Origin of the sequence: Paenibacillus odorifer (assembly GCF_000758725.1) — a bacterium.
Lineage (GTDB): Bacteria > Bacillota > Bacilli > Paenibacillales > Paenibacillaceae > Paenibacillus_AQ > Paenibacillus_AQ odorifer.
The window spans coordinates 1,930,731-1,957,267 of sequence record NZ_CP009428.1; the positions used below are offsets into that span (position 1 = coordinate 1,930,731).

Genomic DNA, 26,537 nt, shown 5'->3' on the forward strand with positions numbered 1-26,537 from the left:
TTATTTATAGGGGGATAAACGAATGAAGACAGATCTTAAGGAATTGCTAGTGGAGGAAAAAGGAGAAGTAGGGATCAAGCAAATTGCCATCACGGTTGGCGTTATTATTTTAATTGGAGTGGTAGTGACCTATCTAAAGGGTGGAGTACTGACAGGATGGGTCGATGATGTTTGGGAATTCTTATTCGATGATTTGATTGGAAAGATGGTTAGCTAATTTGGGGTGAAAACACAATGCAAGGGATAGCAAAGGCAGTATTACTTACCATTCTGACCTCGGTTACGATTTTGCTGTTTGTAAATTTGGCTTTCTTTTTCCCATGGTATTTAACGCTGGTCACAGAGACGTATAGTGTTTCGCAGATTGTAGCTGGTGATAACTACTTGAAGGAATCGTATTATGAGGATGTTATGGAGAGATTACAGGAGCGCCCTATTTACCGAGATAAAGCCGATGATATTGTCATTACGGTCACTAATGCAGATCATGATAATGCGATTGGAAATGATGATGAAACCTCATATTACGATGAAGGGAACGAATGGAATAAACCTTATCGGCAAAGAGGCGAACCGCTTACGGTTGAGATTAAAGCTGTATATCCTTTCTCTATCACTTTATGGGGAAAGAAGCTGGAGCGTGAAATTCCGGTCCACTTCTCCATGTCAACGACAGGCCTGAAACATTATAAGGATCTGGACTACTATATAGATTGATAGGATGACTTTGTGTGAAAAATATTGCAGTAGGAGTATTGTTGATTATTCTAGTGTCAATTGTTGTGGAGCCTTTGGTGGAGATGGGCATTGTATTTAGAGAGAAGGTAGTGCTGAGCACTGCGATCTCTAATGCTTGCCGGGCAGCCAAGGATCGGAGTTTAGAGTATGAACTGCTACGTGGACTGGATGCGGTGATTAACGAGGAGAGGTTCAAAGAATACTTTTCAGATGCGTTCGAAAGTGCTCTAAATGTATCGGAACAGACCGATAATGGCAACGTGCTTACATTTACCTCCAATGATGATAGATACAATGATTTTACGGTAAATTTAGATTTTTCTAACATAGAGAACACCCAAACCAGCCAATGGGTATCAGAAGTTAATGTGAAAGCACAGGCAACATACAAATTTAAAACCAGATACTTAAAGCTCGCTGAAGAAGCAGACAAAGAAGTAGATTATCAGTTAATTAGCGAGAGGAAATATATTCTCTCCGTTAAGAATTGATGAAAGGAATAATCAGAATGGACTATATCATGGTTACTTTTCAAACGGATACAGGTCTAAGAATGGACCTAAAAGTCCCGGTGTTTGTGACTATAGAAGAACTGTTAGACATGTTAACGGAGTCCTTGAGCTTAAAGGAGAGAAGCGGGGCTAAGCTTCAGGCTGAGCCATTAGGCAGAATATTAAGTAATAGTAAAACCTTGGATCAAGAAGGTGTAGCCCAAGGCGCACTGCTCACACTTATCTGAGAAGGGGCAATGAAATGAATGGCAACCTGCAAAGTGGCGGATTAATCCTAAAGGCTGATGAATCTCTTTTTATTACGGATATTAAAAACTATTCAGGAACCTATTCTTTGGACAGAGCGAATGATCAAGCTGTGCCTATTCATTATGAGGGTTTGTTCTGGTTCATGAATGAGGCTGGCAATTTCCTTTATTACAGTGATCAGTTAAAGGGAAATGTGCTCTGTAAGCTTGATATTGTAAAGCAACATTCAGAAGTATTGTTAGACAAACCTTGTTATCAGCTTCAGCGACATGAAGATTGGATCTACTATATTCACGAGGAGGACCATCGATTATATCGCTGTTCTACTAGTGGTAAACGTGATATGAGGCTGATTGATGAGCATGTGGAGAGTTTTCTCTTGTACGAAGGACAAATCTACTATGCTACACCAAATGGGATTAAGAGGAGCACAGAATCCGGTGAGGCAAGTGAAAAGATTAGTGAATTGGTTACAAGTTTACTGATTCGGATAGGAAATAAGCTGTGTTTTTCAGATGCCGAGAATGGACATCGCTTGACGCTACTTGATGTGGAGCGTCATACGGTAACTATGGTAGACAATATAGTTGCCCTTAGTATAAGCACGGATGACAAATATATTTATTGTGCTAACCGATTAAATGACAACAGTATATATCGCGTAGATCCATTGCATGGAGGGAGTATTCGAATATCTGGGGAAAGCGCGGACTATTTACATGTTCTGGACAATGATCTTTATTTTTGCAGTGGTCGTGAATGGCATCGAATCTCTCTATTTGGTGGAGAGGCGGAGACAATAACCTTTATAGGAAGGTAGATCTAATGAGCTATGAATTCAGTCGTCAGCCCCGTTTTCTACCGGATATGCCCCGGGGAGAAATTGATGTTCCTAATCCACCTATGATTAACGAGAAACCAGAGATCTCTTGGTTCGGAATATTGCTTCCACCTATCGTAATGTTGATTATTACCGTATTAATCGCAATGACTTCACAGTCCATCTATTTACTGATCTCAGTTGCGACCACAGTAATGACACTGATTGGCTCATTGACAGGAGCAACTTCTCAGATTCGGAAATATAAGCTAAAGAAGAAGGAACGGGAAGAAAAATATCTTCAATTTATAACCGATGTCCGCAGCGATTTGTCGATAGCTCGCGAACAACAGGTGAAAGCCATGAATGAAATGAGCCCGGATCCTGCGGAATGTGTGCAACGAATCTCGCGCAGGGATAACAAGCTATGGGAAAAAACGCCTTCACATAATGATTTTCTGGCTCTGCGGATCGGGGTGGGAAGTGTACCCCTGGAACTGCACATCAAATACACCAAACAGGCGATCATCCTTGAAACAGACCCGCTGCTGATGGAGCCGCAGAGATTGGCCATGGAATTTGAGAAGGTCCCGAACGTTCCTATAACGGTTAATCTGTTGACTACCGAAATATGCGGGATTGCCGGTGAAAGCGATAAAACAGCTGTGCTAATAAAACTGATGCTGCTACAGCTTGTGACTCATCATGGTTATGACGATGTCAGGGTTATTGTTCTTGCCGCAGAGGATGAATTGGAGAAATGGGATTGGCTGAAATTTGTACCCCACCTATGGGATGACGGTTTTAATATCAGATTTCTTTTATGTGGTAAAGCCATTGCCCATCAGACCTTGTCCGAGATTTATGGCTCTTTGAAGGAGCGGGAGATGAGGTCTTTGAGCGGTGGTGTATTGCCCCATTATCTCTTTATTGTAGAGGACGCTTCCTTACTTGAGAATGAGCTAATCAGTAAATATTTGTACAACGGCAGTGTAAAGCTTGGAGTATCAACCCTTTTTATCGCCAAGAATTCCGCTTATTTGCCCATGAACTGTAAAACGGTTATTCATTTAAACGGAAAAAACGGTGAAATGGCCAATCGATTAACCGGGGAGAAGATCGTATTTACTCCGGATCAGGCAGATATAAAAGATTTAGATCTAGTCGCCAGAAAGCTCGCACCGCTACGAATCAAAAATTCAAGTGCTAATTTCTCACTTCCATCCTCCATCACACTGATGGAAATGCTACAGAACGAAAAGGTATCTGAAGTAAATGTAATGTTGAACTGGACCCGCAACAAAACCTATATGGGCATGAGTGTACCTATAGGGGTGAGGGCTGGTGGAGAAGCTTTATATTTAGACATGCATGAGACGGGGTTCGGGCCCCATGGTCTTGTAGCCGGGACAACAGGTTCTGGCAAAAGTGAATTATTACAAAGTATCATCGTATCCCAAGCCATTCATTACCATCCGCATGATATTGCTTTTGTTCTTATTGATTATAAAGGGGGCGGCATGGCAGATGTATTCAAGGGAATGCCTCATCTGGTCGGTACCATTACGAATTTGGATGGGAATCAAACGACGAGAGCGCTGCTATCTATCAAAAGTGAGCTCATGCGGCGGCAACGTGTCTTCTCGGAATATGGCGTGAACAATATTGATAAATACCAGAAATTATTTTATAGCAAAAATGTAAAAGGTGACATGCCAGCCATTCCCCATCTGATTATGATTGCGGATGAGTTCGCGGAGCTTAAGCAGGATCAACCGGATTTCATGAAAGAGCTTGTAAGTACGGCCCGGGTAGGTCGAAGCCTTGGCGTCCATTTGATCCTTGCCACCCAGAAGCCTGCCGGCGTAGTGGATGACCAGATATGGAGTAACTCGAAATTTAAAATATGTCTTAAAGTGCAGGATGAGGCTGACAGTCGGGATGTTATTAAACGTCCTGATGCGGCCATGATTAAGGAACCGGGAAGGGCGTATATACAGGTCGGAAATGATGAGATCTTTGAGTTGTTCCAATCTGCGTATTCTGGTGCTGATTATGATCCGAAAGGCGAACTGCAGAAACAGGAGAACAAGACCAAACGAATCTATAAGGTAGCTCTGAATGGTAGAAGCGAGCAGATCTTTCCGCTTGAGGAAGAGAAATTCTCCCCAAATGAGTCTGCTTCCCAACTGCATGCCATGGTTGAATACATTACAGAAACCGCCAAGCAATATGGGATTTCTCCAATGAAAGGGCCTTGGCTACCGCCACTGCCTGAAGTAGTCTACCTCGATTTATTGCTGCCGAATAGCTTAGCAGATGGTAGATGGCCGCAGCAGCAGAAACTGCTCAGTGTGCCAGTGGGGATCATGGATGATCCAAGAGGACAGAGACAGGAAGCGCTGGAGATAGATTTTGCATCTGAGGGGAATCTGTTTGTCTATGGAACGCCGGGTACAGGTAAAACCGTGTTCCTCAAAACGTTATGTTTATCGCTGGCTCTAATGTATCCGCCGGATGACGTCAATATCTATATTATGGATTTTGGCGGAAGCTCACTCAAAGCTATGGAGAAACTCCCTCATGTCGGTGGGGTAATGACACTGGAGCAAGAAGATAAAATTGACCAATTTATGCGCTTTATGTTCAGGGTTATGGAGGATCGAAGAACGCTGTTTCAAAATAATGGAAGTGAAGGGTTCAATGATTACCGTAGAAGTGGACGAAAACTGCCCGCATTTATAGTCATAATCGACAACTACTTTGCTTTATCGGAGACCTACGAAGATTTTGACGCTCAAATGGTGCTGCTGGCTCGTGAAGGTTTTAAATACGGTATTTATATGGTCGCTACAGCAACCAATAGTGCTTTGGTCAGATATAAATTTTCGGTTAACTTCAAAATGGCGATCAGCTTCCAGATGACTGAGAAGAGTGAATATGATGGTATTGTAGGACGAACGGAAGGCTTGGAACCCGCTAAGGTTGCAGGCAGAGGATTGGTAAGAGGCAAGCCGCCTTTGGAATTTCAGACTTCGCTTCCTGAATATCAACATACCGCTACCGAGCTCATCTTGAAGAGAATGGAGGCTTTGAATCTAACTGGAGCCGCACCAATTCCGGTGATGCCTTCTACGATTGATCTGCGGCAGCTCAATAATAATACAGAGCAACTGGCAATAGGCTTGGGCAACAATGATTTACAGCCTGTGTTTATAGACCTTCTTGCAACACCAGTGCTGATGATAGCTGGAGAGGCTATGTCAGGAAAGAGCACTTTACTTGTATCGTGGATGAAGCTGCTGAGCGAAAAGCAGGATCTAGAGGTATATGCGCTGGATTCATCTGCTATGGGCATTTATGAACTGATACAACAGTCTTACGTAACGGATTTATCGAACGTGGATGATTTGGACAATTTCATTGATGGGATCAAAGAACAATTGGAAACTAGACGCAGTGAGCTTCTCTCATGCAGAATGTCCGGTGGTGACGTTGGCGCTCTGATGAAACAGTGGAAGCAGATAATCTTCGTTATTGATCGTCTAAGTGAATTTACGAGCGGAGACAAGTATATGCTGCATGAGCTGATTGAACGAATTGTGAAGCAAGAACGCGGCATGAAGGTAGCTGTTCTAGCGGCAGATAACACAAATGATCTTACCTCTAATTGGGATTCCTTGGGCAAGACTATCCGAGAGGAACAGACCGGGATCCTGCTAGGTAGAATGAAAGAACAAAATCTTTACAATGTGTCCTTACCTTACGGAATCCAGGAGAAAGATGGGGAGCAAGGTGATGGCTATCTCATTGTAAAGAATAAATATACCGGATTAAGATGTGCCGTATGGAGTAAGGAGAATCGAGTTAATGCGGGAGTAGGAGTTTAGGATGGAGGTGCAGCTAGTGTCAGTTAGTCCATCAGAAATCAGGGGAAACGCTTCACAAATCCATAGTCTAATCAATGAAGTGAACAGTACTTCAAAAAAACTGCAAAGTGATTATACACAATCGGCCAGCTATTGGACCGGTACGGCTTCTAAAGCATTTCAAAGTGAATACAACGAGCTGGATAGCGAAATGAAGACCCTGCTTACAATGCTGGATAGGCTCGAAAGTGGGGTCCAAAGAGTGGCTTCAGAAGTGATCCGTGCTGAACAGGAAAGAGAAGAAAAGCGAAGACTAGCAGAGAAAGCGGCGCAAGAGGCACTGAAACAAAAGCAATTAGAAAAGCAAAAGCAAAGCCAGAAGTAATGACAGGGGTGTTGAGATAGAAATGCTTTGAAAGGAGGTGAATAATGTGGCGGGAAACAATCTTACATTTAATCCGGATCAGGCACTAGGTGTAGCTAAGTCTATTAAAACCAAAGCAAACAATGCAGATACTCTTATCAAACAATTGCAATCTGAAATTCATGCTGTTAGCGGTTGGTGGCAAGGAGAATCACAAACTGCTTTTATACAACAATTCGATGGACTTATGCCTAGTTTTAAGGAAATGGTTCTCTGTGTAGAGAACATCAGTAAGAACCTAACGCAAATTGCTAACATCAAGCAAGAAGCCGAGCAAGAAATGGCAAGTAAACTGCGTGGAAAATAATGCTGGCATACATAACAAGGCAGATTTTGAGCTATCTGCCTTGTTAGTATGATTTTAAGTAAGTATGAAGTGAATTTATTTGGGGGGATCTGTAAGTGAAGCTGACCGAACAACAATACATAACACTGGCATCAGTTGTAGAAGCAGCAGACGGTCTCGAACTGACGGATAGTCTGGCTTTTGCTGGTGCAGCAGCCTATGCCTATAGAGATGAGCATGATGATAGATTAATTATCTTTACATATAAAGGAAAAGATTGGCTTGCGGATCTGCAGTCTCTGTTAAGCGGTCAGAGCAGCATGCCGGAGGAAGCATCAAGATTTTTATTAAAAAACAAAGGGGAGAAGGATTGCCAGGTTACTGGTTATTCCATGGGCGGTGCCTTAGCTCTTTATGCAGCAGCGGTTAATGAGGGGATTGGTGGTGTGGTATTCGACGCACCAGGTATAGCAAACATTCTGACTGCGGAGCAAAGGGGAAAGCTTCAGGTTAAAAATATTGTGGCTTATAACAGTCTTGTATCCGCGTTAGGCAAACACAACGAAGAGATTGTATTTGCTAAATCGGGTATAGAAGAAACGGAATTTCTAATTCCTGATTCGCTTTGGCAGCGCTATACCTTTGACTCTGAGGGGAGCGTGATTATAGGTGAAAAAGGGAATGCCTATGCTTTGCTATCCAAGATTAATATCCTAACGGAAGAGCATACGCCTGTTTTTGATGCTGTTATGAGTGGATTTGGGGATACCGTCGGACTAACAGAATCTGCATCGGATCATTTGGGTTACGTGATATTTACCTTAATAGATCAGTTGGATGTAGGAAAAGTGCGAGGTGCACTGATTGAAATTGCCCACAAATATGAACGAATGTTGGATGCGAAGTTCAGCGAGTGGAGAACCGAAATGAATAATATTCCGGAATCCTTCTTATTCGATGACATCCGTGCGAAATTTGAACAACTATCTGAAGCATCCATGCTAGAGGCAGCGGGAATAGCAGAAGAGCTTAATGAAATCACGCAAGCTGTCTTATCCATCCTGCTGATTTGCAGTCCGGTAGGGGATAAGCTGATGGACCATGTAGAGGAATGGTTGAATAAACTGACAAATGCCCTCATGGAACGTATGGAGAAACTAACGAACCAAATGACATTACATCTCGATAAGGTGGTTGAAACAACCATGAATCAAATGCTCAAATTTCCAGAATTGAAGCTGGATTTTGAGTTCTGATTACTAACTGGAATCGCCATCAAAAAGGAGTGAAGCCAGCATGAAAAAGATTTATACAAGGAAGGTGTTGACTCTGATGTTGATATTATCAATGTTCAGCTTTATGGGATGTGGCTCTAGAGAGGAGAAAAGTGAAAAGAAAATTTTGAGCTCCTTGCAGGAAAAGTATGGCGAGGAATTCATCCTTGATGGCATAGGCGGCGGTTGGGGAACGATGAACAACAATACATTGAAGGCGACTGTGCATCCTAAGAAGGATGACACGATTAATGTACGGGTGGAAATCACGAAGGATTTGGAAAAGGTGTATGACAACTATTTAAACCAGGTGGTAGCAAAAAAAGACGAACCAATGATTCAAGCAATCGCTGCTAGCATTTGGCCTGACAGTAAAATTATCGTTGCCAACGAAACGGGGTTGGTTTACCCCAAGCATAACGATACAAAGATTTCCTACGAGCAATTTCTGAAGTTATATCCAACGAATACGCTGGTGATTTCAGTCTATTTAAATAGTGATAACTATGTTGATGGTAATGGAGATATGGACCAAGAGGCAGAAATGAGAAAATATATGGATTTTGCAAAAATACTAGCAGAAAATAAATATGTGAGTAGTCTGATAGGGATAGGATACCTCACTCCAGAGGCCTATGGTCGATTAGAAGAGGTCAAAAAGGCAGAGGAAAGTGTTGACATATATTTTAGTGACGAAACCCAAAAAACAGGAATTATTAATATAGTTACAATGGCTGGATTCAAATTAGGAGTTGATGGAAAGATTGTAGAATCTCAAGACAAGATTAGAGAATTCTTTGATATATGGAAAGAGGACAGAATAAAAAGAATGGAACAAAGAGGGGGATTGTAATGGACGATACGCTTACAGAGGTAGAGTTAAAGCAGATCTCACAACTTGTTTATTTAGATATACTCAACATTAAGGATTTGGAAAAAACATATGCATTATATAAAAAAATCACTCTCGGCGAAGTTCTCAACTTCTACGCTTCTCCCGCAGGTCAGCAACAATTAAAAGAACGCTTTCCTGACGATCTTAACGGAGTCAAAGAATACAAGCAGTGGAATGATCTCATAGAGCAGATGAATATATCTGATTATCAGAATTGGGAAATCTCCAATATCGTCTCTCATAATAAAAAAGAGGAATCAGGTTTTGTTGCATTTACAGTAGATACCAAGAACGGGGCAAAGGTAGCGGCGTTCCGGGGTAGTGAACCAATGGATAACCCGCTTTACCATAATGACTGGAAAAACAACGGAACAACTGCATATGCCCTTGAATCTTTACAACAGGCGGAAGCTAAAGAATATATGGATAATTTCAAAATAGATGCGGGTTATGAATTGTTTCTGACTGGGCACTCGCTAGGAGGTAATCTAGCCCTATATTCCTCTTTTATATTACCTGAGAATTTACGGAATCAACTAACTTCCGCATCAACGTTTAATGCACCGGGATTTAATGGAATCTTGCTTGATAAACACAGGGCCACTATAGATGAATTGAATGAGAATGACAAAATTAAAGAGTTCAGAAATAAAAATGACATCGTTCCGGCCTTATTTCAAAATCCATCAGCAGGTATTTACATTGATACTGAATCTGAAAGGAATACCGTGCTGCCACATCATTCCTTATTCTCACTGAAGATCGACGGGAACAATGAGTCTTTTCAACGTTCAGAGTCACAGACTCGGGCTTTGGTTCCTAACCTTGTGCATAATATTACAGTTGGTTTAGAAATTGTGCCGGGGCCACTAAAGGAAGCATTGGTTGAAGGGATTTTTAAAGTATTGGATGGGGAAGTAGATCTGCGACCATTAGCGTTTGCGGGAATAGCCGTAGTTGGGCTTTTAATGGTGACTGTTGGGCCCGTTGCAGTTGTTACTGCGGCGATTACTGCAGCGTTAGCTGCGCTCGTTGTCACTATAAAAGCTCTGGTTGCGCTTTATGTGATTGGTTTTGTAATTGACAGTGTGATTCCCTGGATTGAGCAAAAGGTGGAGGATATCAAGGAGAGAGTGGTCTCCTTTTATAATCAAAGTGTTGAATTTGTAACGAATATGGTGACAGAAGCTGTCCGAGTGACTAATTTGATCGGTGATAAAATTGAGGAGTTTTCACAAAAGGTAAAGCACGCAGTCTCTGATTTTATGACGAAATTAAAAGAGGGCTTTAATCGTTTTGTAGAGAATGCCATTCAGTATATTGAAGCTCAGAAGGAATATTGGATTAGTGTAAAAGACAAAGCAATGAAGAAAATGGGGGATATATTCCAAAGTGTAAAATCTAAAATTAAGAAAACTAAGGAAGAATTTATCGCTGGCGTACGCACGATTAAAGATTCAGCGATCAGCAAAGTCAAATCGACCGTAACGAAAACCATAACGAAGATTGCAGTTGCATCTGCTAGTGTCATTCAAGGAGCCAAGATTTTGGCGAATATGGATAAACTGGAGAGTCTGCAGAAAAGTCTGGTGCGTAAGGAAGAGAGCATTGCTGAAGCCGTCGAGAGGATATTATCTATAGCTTCTGGAGTCAGTTCTAACGTGGGCAGGACTTACAGTGAATCTTATGTTCAAGCTCAATTAAGAGAAGTTCAACGTTTAAGCAATGAAGTCCGGACACAGAAAAATCGTGTAACAACAGCGATTAACGGAAAAACTGCAGGTTTAAGATACACAGTTACAAAATATCGAGAGATTGAATCCAAAATTGTTGCAGCTGCCCGTGCAAGTACTACCACAATACATCTTAACTAATTATATCAGGAAATAGAAAGATAAATTGAGAGGAGTAATTATATGAAAAAATTAATCAGTTCTCTACTTTTATTACTAATGGTATCCCTGATGACTTCTACATTCTCAGGTTTTGCAGCAAGTCTTCCATTGAGGGTAGTAGTAAATGGAGAAAAAGTTATTTTTCCAGACGCCCAGCCTTTTATCGATGCGCAGCAAAGAGTACAGCTACCCGTGCGTTTTATAAGTGAAGCGCTTGGAGCTAAGGTGTTATGGGACAGTAAGGCCAAAAAGGCAACAATCTCGCTTGAAGGCAAAACAATGGGTGTCTATATCGGGAAAAAGAGTTATGAGCTCAATGGAAAAACAAAACAAATGGACACGGCAGCATTGTTCAAACAGTCAAGAACTTTTGTCCCACTTCGATTTGTATATGAAGGACTCGGTGTAAACGTGAAATGGGATGATGCTGTGAAGACGGTCTACATCACTACTCCTTCAGGTGAAATAGCTACCTCTGATAAGCCTGCTACGGGAGAATCAACGAATGGAGCGAAGACGGTAACGATTCATGGGTTTGAAATCCCGTATACCCATCTGGGGGCTAATCTAGAGTCGACTTATATTACCGATTCACAGCTGACAGTATACAACAATGATGATCGGAAAGCAGGTCAGTATCTTTTTCAAATTACAATTACATTTACTAATATAGGCTCTGACCCTGCACTGGAAGCGAAGGAAGCGGAGAATATTCTTAGACAAAACATTGAGGGCGATGTCGTAGATTCGATTATGAAGTATGTTAGAACAAAAACAAAAAGAATGGATGAGCTAGATTATAAAGTCTTCCAAAGCAAAGATTATAAAATTGATGTAGATTCTCCTGGTATGGGGGATATAGGAATCGCAGTATGGCCGAAGTAGGAGAGGTGAAGGTATGAAAAAATCGATATGGCTTAGTATAGTGACAATATTCTTATTCCAATCTATAGCTTCTTCAGTTTTCTCTGAAGAGTCAGTGAATGATACTTCTAACAATCTTCCAAAAACAGCGACAGCTGTTATCGAGAAGATCAATAAAGATATGGCGGAGCTCTATAAAAAATCTAATTATTACACAATGGAGACTAATAAAGGAAAGTTAAGAGAGGATTTGTTACAAAACCAGATAAAATCTAACAATAGTAATTTTGAGATTGTCTATGGTGGAAATCATGAATGGCTTGAGCATAGCAATATGTTTGCTTTTTCCGGGTATTCGATTGATGGGGACTCGGTCTCAACTGAGGGAGCTCCATGGTATGCTGGATGGAGCGGGATTCAAATTCAGAATTTTAATATGATTAAGGAACCTTGGAAGGACTCTGGCGTAAAATCAAGCTACAAAATTAGAAAAAATGATTTTGATGCATTTGTAGGTCGGGATATTGAGTATCTAGCGAATTCCGGCGGGACTTTTGAGCAGGCGATTCTTACTGGATTAAACTTGAGCTATGCCGGAAAGAAATATGAACGGTTCATCTATAACAATCAAGACAAGGAGTATAAAGATAGGGTTGTATACACTCAGAATACTACACCGTCTAAGGGAGGGCGATGGATAGATTATGTCCACGTCCTGCAACCGCCTACCTATCTGTCTTGGGGATCAGGGAGGATTTACATCCAAGGTTCCAATGGAAATATTACTTACTTAGGCATTCCTATCGCACCGTTTATTTTGCAGGTAAATGATTTATCCCCTCATTTCGAAACTTTGCCAACCGGCGCGGTAGCTGGACAAGAGGTAACCGTTGGAATCAGACTCAGATCCAGCTTCGCCACGCAGAAAACAACAGATTACGCTTGGAAGATCACGAGTAACGGAAAGGAAATCCCTGTAAGATACCATGGTCATGCGTCAACGTTAGCAGGTGAAATTATGCTTGCGGCTAATACGGCTGACAATATTCTTTTCGCGACATTTACAATGCCTGATGAGGACGTATACATCCAGTTTAATCTGAACAGGCTGAAGTCACCTAATGAAGTCTTTTACGGAAATAATGAGATTTACGGATGGATTAAGAAGGTCAACTCGATGCCAACAACTAAAGGCTCCTTCGATCTGGATTATAATGTGTTATCGAAAAAAGTGAAATTCGGGTTAGCCGATGGTGCTGCTATAAAGGCTGTTCTACAACCGCAATATTCTGATTTTACTTGGAGTGGGAATGCTACAGGCGCTTTGGAAGTAATCAATAATTCGGATACTATCTATCGTTATTTCCGTGTGGAGAATAATCCGCTGGTTAACGATGCCGCCAGTACTATAGTTAGGCAACCTGACATCATAGCTAGTCTGCAGCGTCCTGATTTTGGTGATGATCCTGTTAACGGTAAGTGGTACATTAATCCGGCTCCGTATACACCTAATCAAAAGTCAGGTAATATCAGTTTCCAGGGTACTGTGAGCAGAAATTTCACTCGTAATTATCAGGTGTGCAGCACAACTAAGAACGGGCAAGGTAAAGATGTTGAATCTTGTCAAACGTATACGGAGAGCGGCAGCACTTCAGCTCCGTTTACACCAGGTGAGGATGTCAAAACCATTCGGACCTATATTTATAACGGGGCCAAACAAATAGCACCTAAGCTGTACAAGAATTCAATAGACAAGAATAAAGCGGATTCTTTGATTCGAAAGCTCCTCTGGACAAGTGAGCCTTACAATTATAATGTAATCCGCTGGATGGCTCATGAAGATGAGAATAAGAACTTACAGGATTGGACGAAAGTAAAGGGGCAATTCGAACGAATCTTCACACAACAGGCAAGCGGAGACATCGGTTGGAAGGTAGAGAATAGCATGGCTCAAGCTTATAAGAAAGCCAGAGCTACCGCTAAAAAAATGCTTAACGACAAATCTAATTATGATACCGCCGTGTTTGCGACGGATAAGCAACTTCAAGGGTATGATTATCCGATTAAATCCGGATATTATTTTAATCCTGTTGGAACGTATACCTTTACACTGGAGACAGTTACGTTTAAAGATACGGATAAAGACACGAAGGACCATAAGGATCTTGTTGAGGAACTTACGAATTCTTTCCGATATGAAACTGATCTTATGTATATCAATAATGATAAAGTTGCGGTCAATCTGCGGAATGAACCACTGAGCAAAAACGGGAATAACTTTGCAAGAAAGCCAGCAGCTTTATCCGTAGAGGATAACACCGGAGTGAATGATGCGAAATTGTTGACGGTGGAGAACAGCTTTACTAAAGATGTGGAAGAGATCCCATATTCACAAGAAAGAGAAAGTGATAATGGCACCCATGAATTCTGGAAGAATATATTAGAGGGTTACTCACAGTCTAGTACACTGGGAAGCTTCGACAATTTCAAATACCGTGAATATGTGGGCTTGAATCAGAATATGTACAAGATCACGGAAAAGTCTACGGTGACGATTACGATTAATAAGGACCATATTCCTGTCTATACTACAGCTGAAATGCCAGATGGGAAGTACTATGTTAAGGCTTGGTTGGCAGATGTGGAGCTCTCCAAGAGTACCAACGCATACAAATCACTGGGCAAGCTTGTCGGCATTAAGCCGCTGGATCAAATTGAGGTTATGGTAAAAGGCTCTATGTTTGATGACTTAAATAATTAAACAACAATAGTCTCCCTTCATGCAAAATAGCATGAAGGGAGTTTTATTATTGTGATAGCGCTTCATCCAACGTATAATAAGGGCTGTTGATTGTTTTTTTATATTGTTTTTTATTTTCACACTGGATGGCGGATTATTGCTTATTGGAGAAGGGAGATAGTTGCTATGAAGTTATTGGGAGCGATTGAAGCAGGCGGAACGAAGTTTGTATGCGGGATTGGTTATGAGGACGGTACCATTCTGGACCGAGTTAGCTTTCCGACAACAACACCGGAAGAAACGATGGGACTCGTAATCGACTATTTTAATGGGAAGAATGTAGAAGCTTTTGGTATTGGATCGTTTGGACCGATTGATCCCGTGCTGGACAGCCCTACTTATGGTTACATAACAACGACACCAAAACCTCACTGGGGACAATATAATCTGGTAGGCACAATGGCTGAGCAATTTAACGTGCCGATCGGTTTTGATACGGATGTGAATGGTGCAGCGCTTGCGGAAAGTAAATGGGGAGCGGCTAAAGGTCTGGACAGCTGCCTTTATATTACGGTTGGGACAGGTATTGGAGCGGGAGCAGTTGTTGGAGGTCAGATGGTGCATGGATTGTCTCATCCTGAGATGGGACATATTCTAGTTCGCAGACATCCAGAGGACACGTTTGAGGGCTACTGCCCTTATCATGGCGATTGCCTTGAAGGGTTAGCCGCAGGTCCGGGGATTGGCAAACGCTGGGGACAACCAGCAGGCGAGCTACCTGTTGACCATCCAGCTTGGGATATGGAAGCTCATTATCTTGCACATGCACTTATGAATTACGTGCTGATTCTGTCTCCCGAAAAAATCGTAATGGGCGGTGGGGTCATGAAGCAAAGCCACTTGTTCCCGCTAATCCGTACCAAGCTGCAGGAGCTGCTTAAAGGTTATGTTCAGCATCCAGCGCTCAATACCGATATTGATAATTACGTTGTGCCACCGCAGCTTGGAGATAATGCAGGACTTGCAGGTGCGATTGGACTGGCAACCTTAGCTTTGGCAAGAAACTAGTATAAAAAGATATTGACTGTTAGGAAATATATGGTATTGTAGGATCTAACAGTATAGCATTTAATGAGGGAGCACCTCTTTCACGTTTATCGTGAGAGTGGTGCTTTTTTGCGTTTTCCGAGTCTGACAGTGTGGGATTCACACCAGCGAAGAGTAGCTCAGACCCGGTAGGTATAGTGCTTGCTGAAGACTAGAAAGGCAGGGATGAATATGCAAATTGTATTTATGAATCGCTTATCCAGAATATCTGGGGTGGATCAAGAGGTGTTCGCTCAGCTATGGATTGGAGAGGAAGAAGGAGTGTGGAGCCTGGGCTGGCGTGATTTTTCAGACGGTGAGGAGACGCAGGAGCATTTGTGGTATGCGGGTGGTTCTTGGAATGAAATGCTCTGTGTTTACAGGCATGAGCTGGCGGTGAAGATGGGGGATGGCTATCGGCCGTTGATTGATGGCGTATTTCATGAAGAAGACGGCCTTACTGGGCGCAATCAGGAGCAGCTAAGGCTGCAATATTACAGTGAATATAATGGGAACGAAGCTATTTATGAGGAGTTATGTGCTTGGCGCCGCAGCCGAGCTTCTAGTGAACGGAAAGCCCCTTACATTCTTGCCAGCAATCGTTTGTTACGTTTGATAAGCACTTTCTTGCCGCATACACCAGAGGAGCTGCTGCAGATCCCTGGTGTAGGGGAAGGAAAGGTAGCCCAATATGGCACGGATTGGTTGGCTATAACCTCTACGGCTGCAAGGGAGCATTCCTTTCCTTTGAATTGGGTTCACCAAGAAATTGAGGAGGACTCTTTTGTATCCTGGCTCTATAAACAGAAAGAGGTCAAATATAAGAAACAGCTAGAAAGACTGCGATTACGGCGAATTCTGCTGCAAGGGATCGAGAATGGGTTAGGGTTAGAACAGCTTAAGGTGAACAGTGGAGTGAACCGTCGCGAACTGATTGAAGCGGTAGAGGAGCTGGAAAGAGAAGGTTATTGCGTGGAGAAACTGATCGAGGTAGAACTGAAAAATATGCCGCAGAATGAACAGGAAGCGATATGGAATGCCTATGTAGAGGCAGGAGATCTTTTTCTAAAGCCAGTGCTGCATAAGGTGTATGGGGAGGATTTTTCAGCAGCAGAAGGGCTGGATAGCTATTATGAACGTCTGCGGCTGATCCGCATTCGTTTCCGGCGGGAGCAAGCTCCTAAAGTGGGCGTGGCGACCAGTTTCTAGTAGCTTTTCCTCATATCAAAAAGACGAAGGCTTCCTTACACCATAGGGTTAAAGGGCCTTCGTCTTGCCTATTCGTCCGTTTATTTTCATAGCCATTCTTTCTTGCGGAATACATACAGCATCCCACAGCCTAACGTCAACATTAGACCTATAACGGCAAAATAGCCGTATTTCGTATGCAACTCAGGCATATGATCAAAGTTCATCCCATAGATTCCGGTAATTACGGTCAAAGGCATGAATATCGTTGTAATCGCGGTAAATACTCTCATAATTTCATTGGCGCGGTTGGCGATACTGGATTGGTAGGCCTCACGTAAGTTGCCCATGAGATCGCGGTACGTCTCAAAGGTTTCGGATATTTTAACTGCATTTTCATAAATGTCGCTAAAATACTTCTGCAGCTGATCATCAATCAGACGGAGGTCTTTTTTGTTCAGGGTATTGATAACCTCTTTCTGTGGTCCCAGCATCTTCTTTAACCATAAGATCTCACTTCGCAGACCGATAATCTCACTCAGATGAGATTTCTTGGTATGCATTAGAATATCCTCTTCAAGCTTCTCAATCCGGGCTTCAATTCGGTCACCTACGGAGAAATAATTATCTACGACAAGGTCGATAAGCAGGTAAAGGAATTGGTCTGGTTCGCTAACCTCTTGCTCCCATAACATGGGCTTCAGGATGCGCAGCTCGTGGATCTTTTGTTTCGTTACAGTAATAATATAATGTCTGCCCAAGAATATATTGAGTGCCCGCAGGAAAATTTCCTCATCATCAAAGCGGATGCTGTTTACAACAATAAAGTAATGACTTTCGTATATTTCGATCTTTGGACGTTGATCCTCTTCACTAAGGCAATCCTCAACAGCGAGATCATGCAGGTTGAACAGGGGCTGAAGCAGCTCCAAATCCTCCACATCTGCATCAATCCAATAGAACCCTTCTGTTGGGGGTGTCAATGTTTCATCAATTTCATCAATAGGTGTAAAAACCCCTGCATTCACCAGCCGGATTTTCATCTGATTCCACTCCTTCTATCCCCGGGTCTTCACCAGGGACTGCTAATTAAGCACAGAGAAAAAAATCAGCTTGGCCGGCGTTACAATCAATACAAGAGGCCGAATGACGATTCGAGGGCATGAAGAAGAACTGCTCCCGCCGCCGGCAAGCTGATGATTATCCTGTGTGGTTGCTCATTTTGTACACTTAATTGCGAGCTCGGGTCGCCTTCCATTCTTCTTCTCACCTCTTCTTTTCGTTCAGGTATGAAATACTTGTCTAGTATAACAACGGAGTATGCCTCTTTCAAGCAAATTTATTGTTACTTTAAGGCTACTTCAGCATTGTATGGACTTGACGAAAAGGAGGTTCATGATTTAAAGTAAATTTTAAAGAAATTTAATTGAATACAGCTAAATCTTATCAAGAGCAGGTGGAGGGACTAGCCCTATGAAACCCGGCAACCGGCGTGTGAACGCACGGTGCTAATTCTTGCGGAACTTTGCTGACGACTAAACCCCGTCCAAAAGTTTCTGGCAGATGAGAGAGGCGCATATGACTGTAGATATGACCTTTCTCGTTTTCCGAGAAAGGTCTTTTTATTGTTCAGAAAGCCGCGATGTGACAACATAACCTAAATACAGTTAAGGAGTGGAAAGACAATGCCAATTAAAATTCCCGACAGTTTACCAGCAAAAGAAGTACTATCCGGAGAAAATATTTTTGTGATGGATGAAAGTTTGGCTTTCCATCAGGATATCCGTCCACTAAGGATTGCTATTCTGAATCTCATGCCGACTAAAGAAACGACGGAGACTCAATTGCTGCGTTTAATAGGAAATTCACCGCTGCAAGTTGATGTTACCTTGCTGCATCCACGCTCACATACTTCTAAGAATACTTCTGCTGAGCATTTGAGAAGCTTTTACAAAACTTTTGACGAGATCAGCCACCGCCGTTTGGATGGCCTTATTGTTACAGGAGCACCCGTAGAGCAAATGGAGTTTGAGGAAGTATCCTATTGGGAAGAGCTAAAAGAGATTTTTGAATGGAGCAAGGATAATGTGACCTCGACCATGCATATCTGTTGGGCGGCACAGGCAGGGTTGTATCATCATTTTGGTGTTCGTAAAGTGGCATTGCCTGAAAAATGTTTTGGTGTATTCTCCCATACGATTAATCAAAATAACATTAAATTGCTGCGCGGTTTTGACGAGGTATTCCATGTACCGCATTCCCGTCATACCGATGTCTCCCGCGAAGATATTGAGAGCAATCCAGATCTGCAGATTCTGGCAGAATCCGAAGAAGCTGGTATGTATCTAGTAGCTACGACCGACGGCAAACAAATATTTGTGACCGGACATTCCGAGTACGATCCTCTATCCCTGAAATGGGAATATGATCGTGATTTGGAGAGGGGCATGGAGATGGCCTTGCCGAAACACTATTTCCCTAAAGATGATCCAGAACGGACACCTCCTGCAGTGTGGCGTGCACATGCCAACTTATTATTCTCTAATTGGCTCAATTACTATGTATATCAAGAGACACCTTACGATATCGACCCGATTGTTTATTAAGATCAGCGCTACATTATAATTTAGGAGGCATTTATCATGGACGACAAACTTAGGATTGAAAGCAGACTGGCACAAATAGGTTCACAAGAAGATCCGGCTACCGGAGCCATTAATTTTCCTATCTATAATGCTACGGCATTCCGTCACCCGAAGCTTGGGCAGAGCACAGGTTTCGATTATAGCCGTACCAAAAGTCCGACCCGTTCCGTACTGGAGAATGCGGCTGCGGAATTGGAGTCTGGTGATGCAGGTTTTGCCTGTAGCTCTGGGATGGCGGCTATTCAAACCATATTTACCCTGTTTGGGCAAGGCGATCACTTGATCGTTTCGCTGGATCTTTACGGCGGGACCTATCGTTTGTTGGAACGAATTATGTCCAAGTTTGGAATCATTGCTTCCTATGTAGATACGAATGATTTGGATGCGCTTGAGGCTTCCCGTCTTCCAAATACAAAGGCGATATTTATTGAAACGCCAACGAATCCTTTGATGATGGTTACGGATATTGCAGCCGTTGCTACTTGGGCTCGTCATCATGGGCTGCTCACAATTGTAGACAATACACTGCTGACTCCATTTTTCCAGCGTCCTCTGGAATTAGGTGCGGATATTGTAGTCCATAGTGCTACCAAATATTTGGGCGGACACAATGATGTACTTGCTGGTCTTATTGTATCTAAAGGGGCTGAATTATCCGCTGAAATAGCGATTCTACATAACTCTATTGGCGCTGTGCTTGGGCCAACAGACAGTTATCAGCTGATGAGAGGCATGAAGACACTGGCTCTGCGTATGGAACGGCACGAGAGTAATGCACTAGCAATTGCCCGCTATCTACAAGAGCACCCGGCGATTGCGGAAGTGTTCCATCCAGGCCTGCCGGATCATCCGGGATATGAAATTCAGAATCGCCAGTCCTCGGGCAATACCGGAATTTTTTCTTTCAAATTAAAAGATGCCAGATACGTAGAACCTCTGCTTCGTCATATCCGGCTTATAGCCTTCGCTGAGAGCCTCGGCGGGGTTGAATCGTTAATGACCTATCCTGCAGTACAGACGCATGCGGACATTCCTGTGGAAATTCGGAATGCGGTGGGTGTAGATGATCGGTTGCTGCGCTTCTCGGTGGGCATTGAACATGCGGAGGATCTAATTGCTGATCTGGGTCATGCTTTGGAGGCTGCGCGGGCGGAAATCGAAACGAAGTAAAAGTAACGACAACCCAGATCGGCACCGAATTGCTGGGAAATATCGAGGATCTATCTCACTGTTGATTTAGAGCTGGTGTTAGACTGAGGATGAAATAGAGCTGTCTCATAAGCCGGGAATTGGCTGCTGGGATAGCTCTTCTTTTTGGACTTTTTGCTATTGGACACAGCTGACCTTAGATACAGCATTATTACACATTTGGAATGTTAACGGCCTCCACAGCAGCTATAGCGCTAAAAAACAGCTTTCATGAGGCTCTTTTCATGGAATAGCATCACTGGAGTCCATAACTATGCTCTAAAGGCTAAAAACTTGCAAATAACGTCATCTGTGTCCGACAGCCTCAGGGAATTTTGATTCAACGGGTGCAGGTAGCAATGTAAGGACTCTTTCTGCTGGATGGTATCTTGCTAAGAAAGTAAAAAGTTTTTCAAGCTGTTCAGATTGTGATACGATGAGGAAATGAACTGTTCATTTATTAAAATATAAGGTATAAGTTACATACTATACTTTATCCTTATGTTACTACGAGAAACGGTTGTTATCTCTAAAGGACGACAACGTTATTTTTTCTTGTGATTTTGTGAATCTACCATATCCCTAAGGGTTTAAAAGGAGGATGCGAACGATGAGTGCGATAGATCTTATTTTGGATAAAGCCCTGCGGGGCGACCGTCTCCAATTGGAAGATACCATCCGACTATTCGAGAGCAACGAAATTGAGAAAATGGGTGCTGCTGCAAACACTATTATGGAACGCTGGCACCCGGACCCGTTAGCCACTTTTGTAATTGGCCGTAATATTAACTATACGAATGTATGTGATGTGTACTGCCGTTTTTGCGCTTTTTACCGCAGACCAGGCTCGGATGAAGGCTATGTGCTGCCAGATGAGGCGATTTATCAAAAAATTGCTGAAACAATTGCTGTTAATGGTACAGAAATTCTTATGCAAGGTGGAACTAATCCTAACCTTCCATTTAGCTACTATACAGATATACTGCGCGGAATTAAGCAACGGTTCCCTGAGATTACAATGCACTCCTTCTCTCCTGCGGAGATTATGAAGATGAAAGAAGTATCAGGATTACCACTGGAACAAGTGGTTCGTGAAATTCATGCTGCGGGTCTGGATTCATTGCCAGGCGGAGGCGCAGAAATTCTTGATGACCGTACACGCCGCAAAATCAGCCGACTAAAAGGCTCGTGGCGCGAGTGGATGGATGTAATGCAGACGGCACATAAAGTGGGTATGAATACCACAGCGACAATGGTGATTGGGCTTGGGGAAAGTATGGAGGAACGTGCTTTGCACTTACTACGTGTGCGTGAGGCTCAGGATGAGTGTATTGCCAACAAATATGATTCTGAAGGTTTCTTGGCCTTTATCTCATGGACATTCCAGCCGGACAATACCAACCTGAAGCTGGACAGACAAACGCCTGAGGAGTATCTGAAGACGGTGGCGATCAGTCGCCTTGTGCTGGATAATATTAAGAACTTCCAATCTTCATGGGTCACTATGGGACCAGAGGTCGGCAAGCTCTCCCTGCAATATGGCTGCAACGATTTCGGCAGCACAATGATTGAAGAGAACGTAGTATCTTCGGCGGGTGCGACTTACAAGGTAAACATCGAGTCGATTACTCAGCTGATTCGCGAAGCAGGCAAAGTTCCAGCGCAGCGGAATACACGTTATGATATTTTGCGGGTGTTCGATGATCCTAATGCGAAGATTGATAATGATTTTGTAATGCAGAACTAATATATATTAATTAATCAACGCTTGATGCTTGTTAATCCTTCAGTGGACTAATGAGCATCAAGCGTTTTTTTGTAAGGTTAGGATTACGATCATTAGCAAGCCTCATTGCAGAACACATCTGAATCTTCGCTTGTTATATCATCCGTTAGGCGTATGGACCCAGTGGACCTAATTCGTAAATTCAGCGTCTTTTGAGCAGGTGTTCGACCCCAGCGACGGTATCCTTGAAAAGAGCCTTATATAGGCTGGTTTTTAGCGCAATAGCGACTGTGGGGTCCGATAGAGCTGCAGTATATGAAATATGAACAGAAAAGCATTTTTAATTTCTTTTTACCTATTCACATTATTATCCAGAAGTGATATCATAATCATATCAAAAGAATATCTAGTGGGGGTGCTTTTATGAAAGAGAAAACGCTTCGTCCTGTCAGTGGATTTTGGGTTCTCGCATTGATTGCAGTTTGTTTAGCTGGAGGAATTTATGGTGCTGTTCAGGAGTATGTCGCAGTGCCAGTCATTCTGTTCGTTGTAGCTGGAGTTCTATGTACAAGTTTTACGGTTGTGCAGCCCAATAAGTCGGTCGTAGTTACCTTTTTCGGGCAATATGTAGGGACTATCGTGACAAGTGGCTTGTTTGCAGTCATTCCGTTCAGTTTGCGCAAGACGGTTTCCCTCCGCGTGCGTAACTTTAACAGTGTCAAGCTGAAGGTTAATGATGTGGAAGGTAATCCGATTGAAATTGCTGCAGTTATCGTATTTAAGGTAATTAACTCTGCAAAAGCGCTTTTTGATGTAGATAAATATATGGCGTTTGTGGAAATCCAAAGTGAAACAGCGCTGCGTCATGTAGCCAGTAAATACCCGTATGATAACTTCAATGAATCGGGCATGTCCCTGCGGGCTAATGCAGATGAGATTGCTAAAGAATTGGCAACCGAGCTGCAAGAACGTTTGTCGATATCTGGTGTAGAGGTCATTGAAGCGCGGCTTACACACTTGGCTTATTCCACAGAAATTGCCAGTACAATGTTGCAACGTCAGCAAGCATCTGCAATTCTGTCCGCTCGTCAAATCATTGTTGAAGGCGCCGTAGGCATGGTCGATATGGCGATTAAACAGCTTAAAGAAAGCGGCGTAGTTGAGCTTGATGAGGAACGCAAAGCGGCGATGATCAATAATCTGATGGTTGCGATCGTGTCGGAGCGCGGAGCGAGTCCGGTCATTAACGCCGGCTCGTTGTACTAAGGCGGTGCATCATGGCGGCCAAGAAAAGCTTTCCACTGCGGATCGATCCGGATCTGCATGAGGCGCTGGAACGATGGGCGGGAGAGGAATTTCGCAGCGTAAACGGACATATCGAATACTTGTTGCGTGAGTCTTTGAAACGTGCAGGCCGCTTACCTGAAAAAAAACGGCGAGAGGAATAACCACAAAAGGACTGTTTCGGCATCCATGTATTGGCTGCCAGAACAGTCCTTATGTGTGTCTTCTGCCTGAGTTTCTATCATTTTGGGCCCTTTTCTGACTTGACTGTCAGAGAGGACAGATTTATAATTACTCCATAATTCACGTTAACAGCATTGACGAAGATATGAGTTGATTGTTCTGGACCGTTCAGAGAGAGGAAACTTAGGCTGAAATTTCCTCCGGCATCCTGCTTTCGATTTACCCCTTTGTAGCTGCCGTTTTGAACTCCCTGCAATGGGATAGTAAGAACTGCCGGTTCATGGTCGTTACTCCATGCTTACGAAGGATTCTATCTTCACTCCGCTTGAGGTTTCAAGGGAGGCTAGAGAGAATCGAATTTGGGTGGAACCACGGGTGTAATCGCTCGTCCCTTTGCGGGACGGGCGTTTTTTTGTGTGCGTGGATATTATTGTTCCGCAAAGGTTAAAGGGCCGTTAGGCTTAATTATATGAAGGAGGAATTAGCAATGTCAGTAAGTATTAAGCTTCCGGACGGTTCTGTCCGTGAATACGCAGAGGGTAGCAGTATTGATGATGTAGCAGCTTCTATTAGCAGTGGCCTGCGCAAAAATGCAGCAGCGGGGAAAATGAACGGTATCGTTGTAGATTTATCTACTCCCCTTGAAGAGGGCGCACTGGTAGAGATCGTAACTTTGGATTCACCTGAAGGTCTGGAGGTTATGCGTCACAGTACAGCTCACTTGATGGCTCAAGCTGTCAGACGTTTGTTCGGAACAAAAGAAGTTAAGCTTGGTGTAGGTCCGGTCATTGAAGATGGCTTCTACTACGATATGGATCTGGAACATCCTCTAAATCCTGAAGATTTGCTCAAAATCGAAAAGGAAATGGACCGCATAATTTCGGAGAACCTGCCGATCGTGCGCAAAGAAGTTAGCCGCAAGGAAGCACTTGAAATTTTCGGTGAGCTAGGTGATCCTTACAAGCTGGAATTGATCGAGGCATTGCCTGAAGATAGCGTGATTTCTATCTATGAACAAGGTGAATTCTTCGATCTATGCCGCGGACCGCATGTGCCGTCGACTGCCAAGATCAAAGTCTTTAAATTGATGAATGTAGCTGGTGCTTACTGGCGTGGCGACAGCAAGAATAAGATGCTTCAACGCGTATACGGCACAGCTTGGATTAAAAAAGCTCAGCTTGATGAGCATCTTCGCCTGCTTGAAGAAGCGAAGAAACGCGACCACCGGAAGCTTGGTAAAGAGCTTGAAATCTTTACATTTAATCAATTGGTAGGACAAGGCTTGCCAATCTGGTTGCCTAAGGGTGCCAAATTGCGCAGTATTCTGGAGCGTTATATCGTAGATCTGGAAGCAAGTCTTGGCTATCAGCATGTATACACACCAGTTCTGGGTAATGTTGAACTGTACAAAACTTCAGGACACTGGGAGCACTATCAAGAGGATATGTTCCCTAAGATGACTATCGACAATGAAGAATTTGTTCTTCGTCCAATGAACTGCCCGCATCACATGATGATTTATAAGAGCTCGATGCACAGCTACCGTGATCTGCCGATCCGTATTGCTGAGCTTGGTATCCAGCACCGTTATGAAATGTCAGGCGCATTGACTGGCTTACACCGTGTACGTTCGATGACTCTTAATGACTCCCATATTTTCTGCCGTCTGGACCAAATTAAAGGCGAGTTCATTCGTGTAATCGAATTGATTAAACAGGTATACAGTGACTTTGGTATTAATGACTACCGTTTCCGGTTGTCCTATCGTGATCCTAAGGATACAGAGAAATATTATGCGAATGACGAAATGTGGGAAACTGCACAGCGGATGTTGCGTGAGGTAGTAGAGGAAGCAGGACTGCCGTTCTACGAAGCAGAAGGCGAAGCTGCATTCTATGGTCCTAAACTTGATGTGCAAATTAAAACTGTATTAGGTAAAGAAGAGACTCTGTCTACTGTACAAATCGACTTCTTGCTGCCTGAACGTTTTGAACTGGAATATATCGGTGATGATGGTCAAAAACACCGTCCAGTCGTTCTGCACCGCGGAATCTTGGGTACTATGGAACGTTTCGTTGCCTTCCTGTTAGAGAACTTTGCGGGCTCGCTGCCGCTTTGGTTATCTCCACAGCAGGTTAAAGTAATTCCTGTATCGACAGCGTTCGACGATTATGCCAAGGAAGTTACAGACAAGCTGCGTCGCCGTGGTATCTCTGCTGAGGCAGATCTCCGCAATGAGAAGCTGGGTTATAAGATCCGCGAAGCTCAGCTTGAGAAACTGCCATACATGTTCGTAGTTGGCGAGAATGAGATGAACGCTCAGACGGTCTCCATCCGTAAACGCGGGGAAGGCGACATTGGAGCTAAGCCGCTTCAAGAAGTGATTGAGCTCTTGTCTCAGGAAATTGCTGATCGTGTGATTTCCTAATTTCTTGTAATTAACAACACCAAAATTACGTCTAAATAAGACCTCTGTTATATGCCCATGAGGATCAACTTCTGATCTTCATGTATAAAATTTTGTGAATCGGGAAACCTTCGCTAATAAGGGGGAGGTTTATCACATGAACAAAATGGGCATATTTCAGAGGTTTTGGTGTCTTTTTGTCACCATCGTTTTGCTATTGACCGCTGCTGGAATCATTCCAGAATCTAAGCAACAGGCAGCAGG

At 43.1% G+C, this 26,537-nt stretch carries 22 protein-coding genes and 1 riboswitch; of the genes, 21 read left to right on the forward strand and 1 reads right to left on the reverse strand.

Translation table 11 applies throughout. The features are described 5' to 3' along the window. Positions 1-22 precede the first annotated feature (22 nt). From PODO_RS08135 to PODO_RS08205, 15 genes are all read left to right on the forward strand, one after another. Complete coding sequence (locus PODO_RS08135) at positions 23-217, forward strand: hypothetical protein (protein ID WP_036684494.1); 195 nt, start codon at positions 23-25, stop codon at positions 215-217. Positions 218-234: 17 nt separating this feature from the next. After that, positions 235-717: a hypothetical protein gene (locus PODO_RS08140; RefSeq protein WP_036684493.1), complete on the forward strand. Its 483-nt coding sequence runs from the start codon at positions 235-237 to the stop codon at positions 715-717. Positions 718-731: 14 nt separating this feature from the next. Further along, the gene (locus tag PODO_RS08145; protein ID WP_036684491.1) at positions 732-1,229 is read left to right on the forward strand and encodes a hypothetical protein; all 498 of its coding nucleotides are present in this window, start codon (positions 732-734) and stop codon (positions 1,227-1,229) included. A 29-nt stretch (positions 1,230-1,258) separates the two neighbouring features. Continuing rightward, entirely contained in the window at positions 1,259-1,477 is a 219-nt protein-coding gene (locus PODO_RS08150) for an EsaB/YukD family protein (protein ID WP_169744750.1), read from the forward strand. Between the two features lie 14 nt (positions 1,478-1,491). Next, complete coding sequence (locus tag PODO_RS08155) at positions 1,492-2,319, forward strand: DUF5050 domain-containing protein (RefSeq protein ID WP_036684488.1); 828 nt, start codon at positions 1,492-1,494, stop codon at positions 2,317-2,319. Between the two features lie 5 nt (positions 2,320-2,324). Then, entirely contained in the window at positions 2,325-6,209 is a 3,885-nt protein-coding gene (gene essC / locus PODO_RS08160) for a type VII secretion protein EssC (RefSeq protein WP_052096888.1), read from the forward strand. Positions 6,210-6,225: 16 nt separating this feature from the next. After that, the gene (locus PODO_RS08165; RefSeq protein ID WP_162164277.1) at positions 6,226-6,573 is read left to right on the forward strand and encodes a WXG100 family type VII secretion target; all 348 of its coding nucleotides are present in this window, start codon (positions 6,226-6,228) and stop codon (positions 6,571-6,573) included. Positions 6,574-6,619: 46 nt separating this feature from the next. After that, entirely contained in the window at positions 6,620-6,919 is a 300-nt protein-coding gene (locus PODO_RS08170; RefSeq protein ID WP_038569544.1) for a WXG100 family type VII secretion target, read from the forward strand. A gap of 95 nt (positions 6,920-7,014) precedes the next feature. After that, positions 7,015-8,154 (forward strand): Tle-like phospholipase domain-containing protein, encoded by a 1,140-nt coding sequence (locus tag PODO_RS08175; protein WP_038569545.1) that lies wholly within the window; start codon positions 7,015-7,017, stop codon positions 8,152-8,154. Positions 8,155-8,194: 40 nt separating this feature from the next. Then, complete coding sequence (locus PODO_RS08180) at positions 8,195-9,025, forward strand: hypothetical protein (RefSeq protein ID WP_038569547.1); 831 nt, start codon at positions 8,195-8,197, stop codon at positions 9,023-9,025. Beyond that, the gene (locus PODO_RS08185; protein ID WP_038569548.1) at positions 9,025-10,941 is read left to right on the forward strand and encodes an Mbeg1-like protein; all 1,917 of its coding nucleotides are present in this window, start codon (positions 9,025-9,027) and stop codon (positions 10,939-10,941) included. The genes PODO_RS08180 and PODO_RS08185 overlap by 1 nt, the downstream gene beginning before the upstream one ends. Before the next feature lie 42 nt (positions 10,942-10,983). Further along, positions 10,984-11,847, forward strand: a complete 864-nt coding sequence (locus PODO_RS29930; protein WP_052096890.1) for a copper amine oxidase N-terminal domain-containing protein — start codon at positions 10,984-10,986, stop codon at positions 11,845-11,847. A gap of 13 nt (positions 11,848-11,860) precedes the next feature. After that, the gene (locus tag PODO_RS08195; protein WP_052096894.1) at positions 11,861-14,587 is read left to right on the forward strand and encodes a hypothetical protein; all 2,727 of its coding nucleotides are present in this window, start codon (positions 11,861-11,863) and stop codon (positions 14,585-14,587) included. A gap of 165 nt (positions 14,588-14,752) precedes the next feature. After that, on the forward strand, positions 14,753-15,634 hold the full coding sequence (locus tag PODO_RS08200) for an ROK family protein (RefSeq protein WP_051491338.1): 882 nt from the start codon (positions 14,753-14,755) through the stop codon (positions 15,632-15,634). Positions 15,635-15,844: 210 nt separating this feature from the next. Beyond that, the gene (locus tag PODO_RS08205; protein ID WP_036684572.1) at positions 15,845-16,861 is read left to right on the forward strand and encodes an HRDC domain-containing protein; all 1,017 of its coding nucleotides are present in this window, start codon (positions 15,845-15,847) and stop codon (positions 16,859-16,861) included. Positions 16,862-16,947: 86 nt separating this feature from the next. On the opposite strand, the gene corA is transcribed toward PODO_RS08205, so the two are convergent. Beyond that, on the reverse strand, positions 16,948-17,883 hold the full coding sequence (gene corA, locus PODO_RS08210; protein ID WP_038569550.1) for a magnesium/cobalt transporter CorA: 936 nt from the start codon (positions 17,881-17,883) through the stop codon (positions 16,948-16,950). Positions 17,884-18,280: 397 nt separating this feature from the next. Further along, positions 18,281-18,410, forward strand: a riboswitch (SAM riboswitch). A 115-nt stretch (positions 18,411-18,525) separates the two neighbouring features. On the opposite strand from corA, the gene metA reads away from it, so the two are divergent. The 6 genes from metA to thrS all read left to right on the forward strand — a co-directional run bounded on the left by metA (position 18,526) and on the right by thrS (position 26,294). Further along, a complete protein-coding gene (metA, locus tag PODO_RS08215) occupies positions 18,526-19,446 on the forward strand; it encodes a homoserine O-acetyltransferase MetA (RefSeq protein WP_036684477.1) in 921 nt (306 codons plus the stop codon). Positions 19,447-19,482: 36 nt separating this feature from the next. Beyond that, the gene (locus tag PODO_RS08220; protein WP_038569551.1) at positions 19,483-20,655 is read left to right on the forward strand and encodes a PLP-dependent transferase; all 1,173 of its coding nucleotides are present in this window, start codon (positions 19,483-19,485) and stop codon (positions 20,653-20,655) included. A 628-nt stretch (positions 20,656-21,283) separates the two neighbouring features. Next, positions 21,284-22,420: a cyclic dehypoxanthinyl futalosine synthase gene (gene mqnC, locus PODO_RS08225; protein ID WP_036684474.1), complete on the forward strand. Its 1,137-nt coding sequence runs from the start codon at positions 21,284-21,286 to the stop codon at positions 22,418-22,420. A gap of 402 nt (positions 22,421-22,822) precedes the next feature. Beyond that, positions 22,823-23,665, forward strand: a complete 843-nt coding sequence (locus PODO_RS08230; RefSeq protein ID WP_038569553.1) for an SPFH domain-containing protein — start codon at positions 22,823-22,825, stop codon at positions 23,663-23,665. Positions 23,666-23,676: 11 nt separating this feature from the next. Beyond that, on the forward strand, positions 23,677-23,847 hold the full coding sequence (locus PODO_RS30475; RefSeq protein ID WP_036684471.1) for a type II toxin-antitoxin system antitoxin: 171 nt from the start codon (positions 23,677-23,679) through the stop codon (positions 23,845-23,847). A 506-nt stretch (positions 23,848-24,353) separates the two neighbouring features. Beyond that, on the forward strand, positions 24,354-26,294 hold the full coding sequence (thrS, locus tag PODO_RS08240) for a threonine--tRNA ligase (RefSeq protein ID WP_036684469.1): 1,941 nt from the start codon (positions 24,354-24,356) through the stop codon (positions 26,292-26,294). The last annotated feature ends 243 nt before the right edge of the window (positions 26,295-26,537 follow it).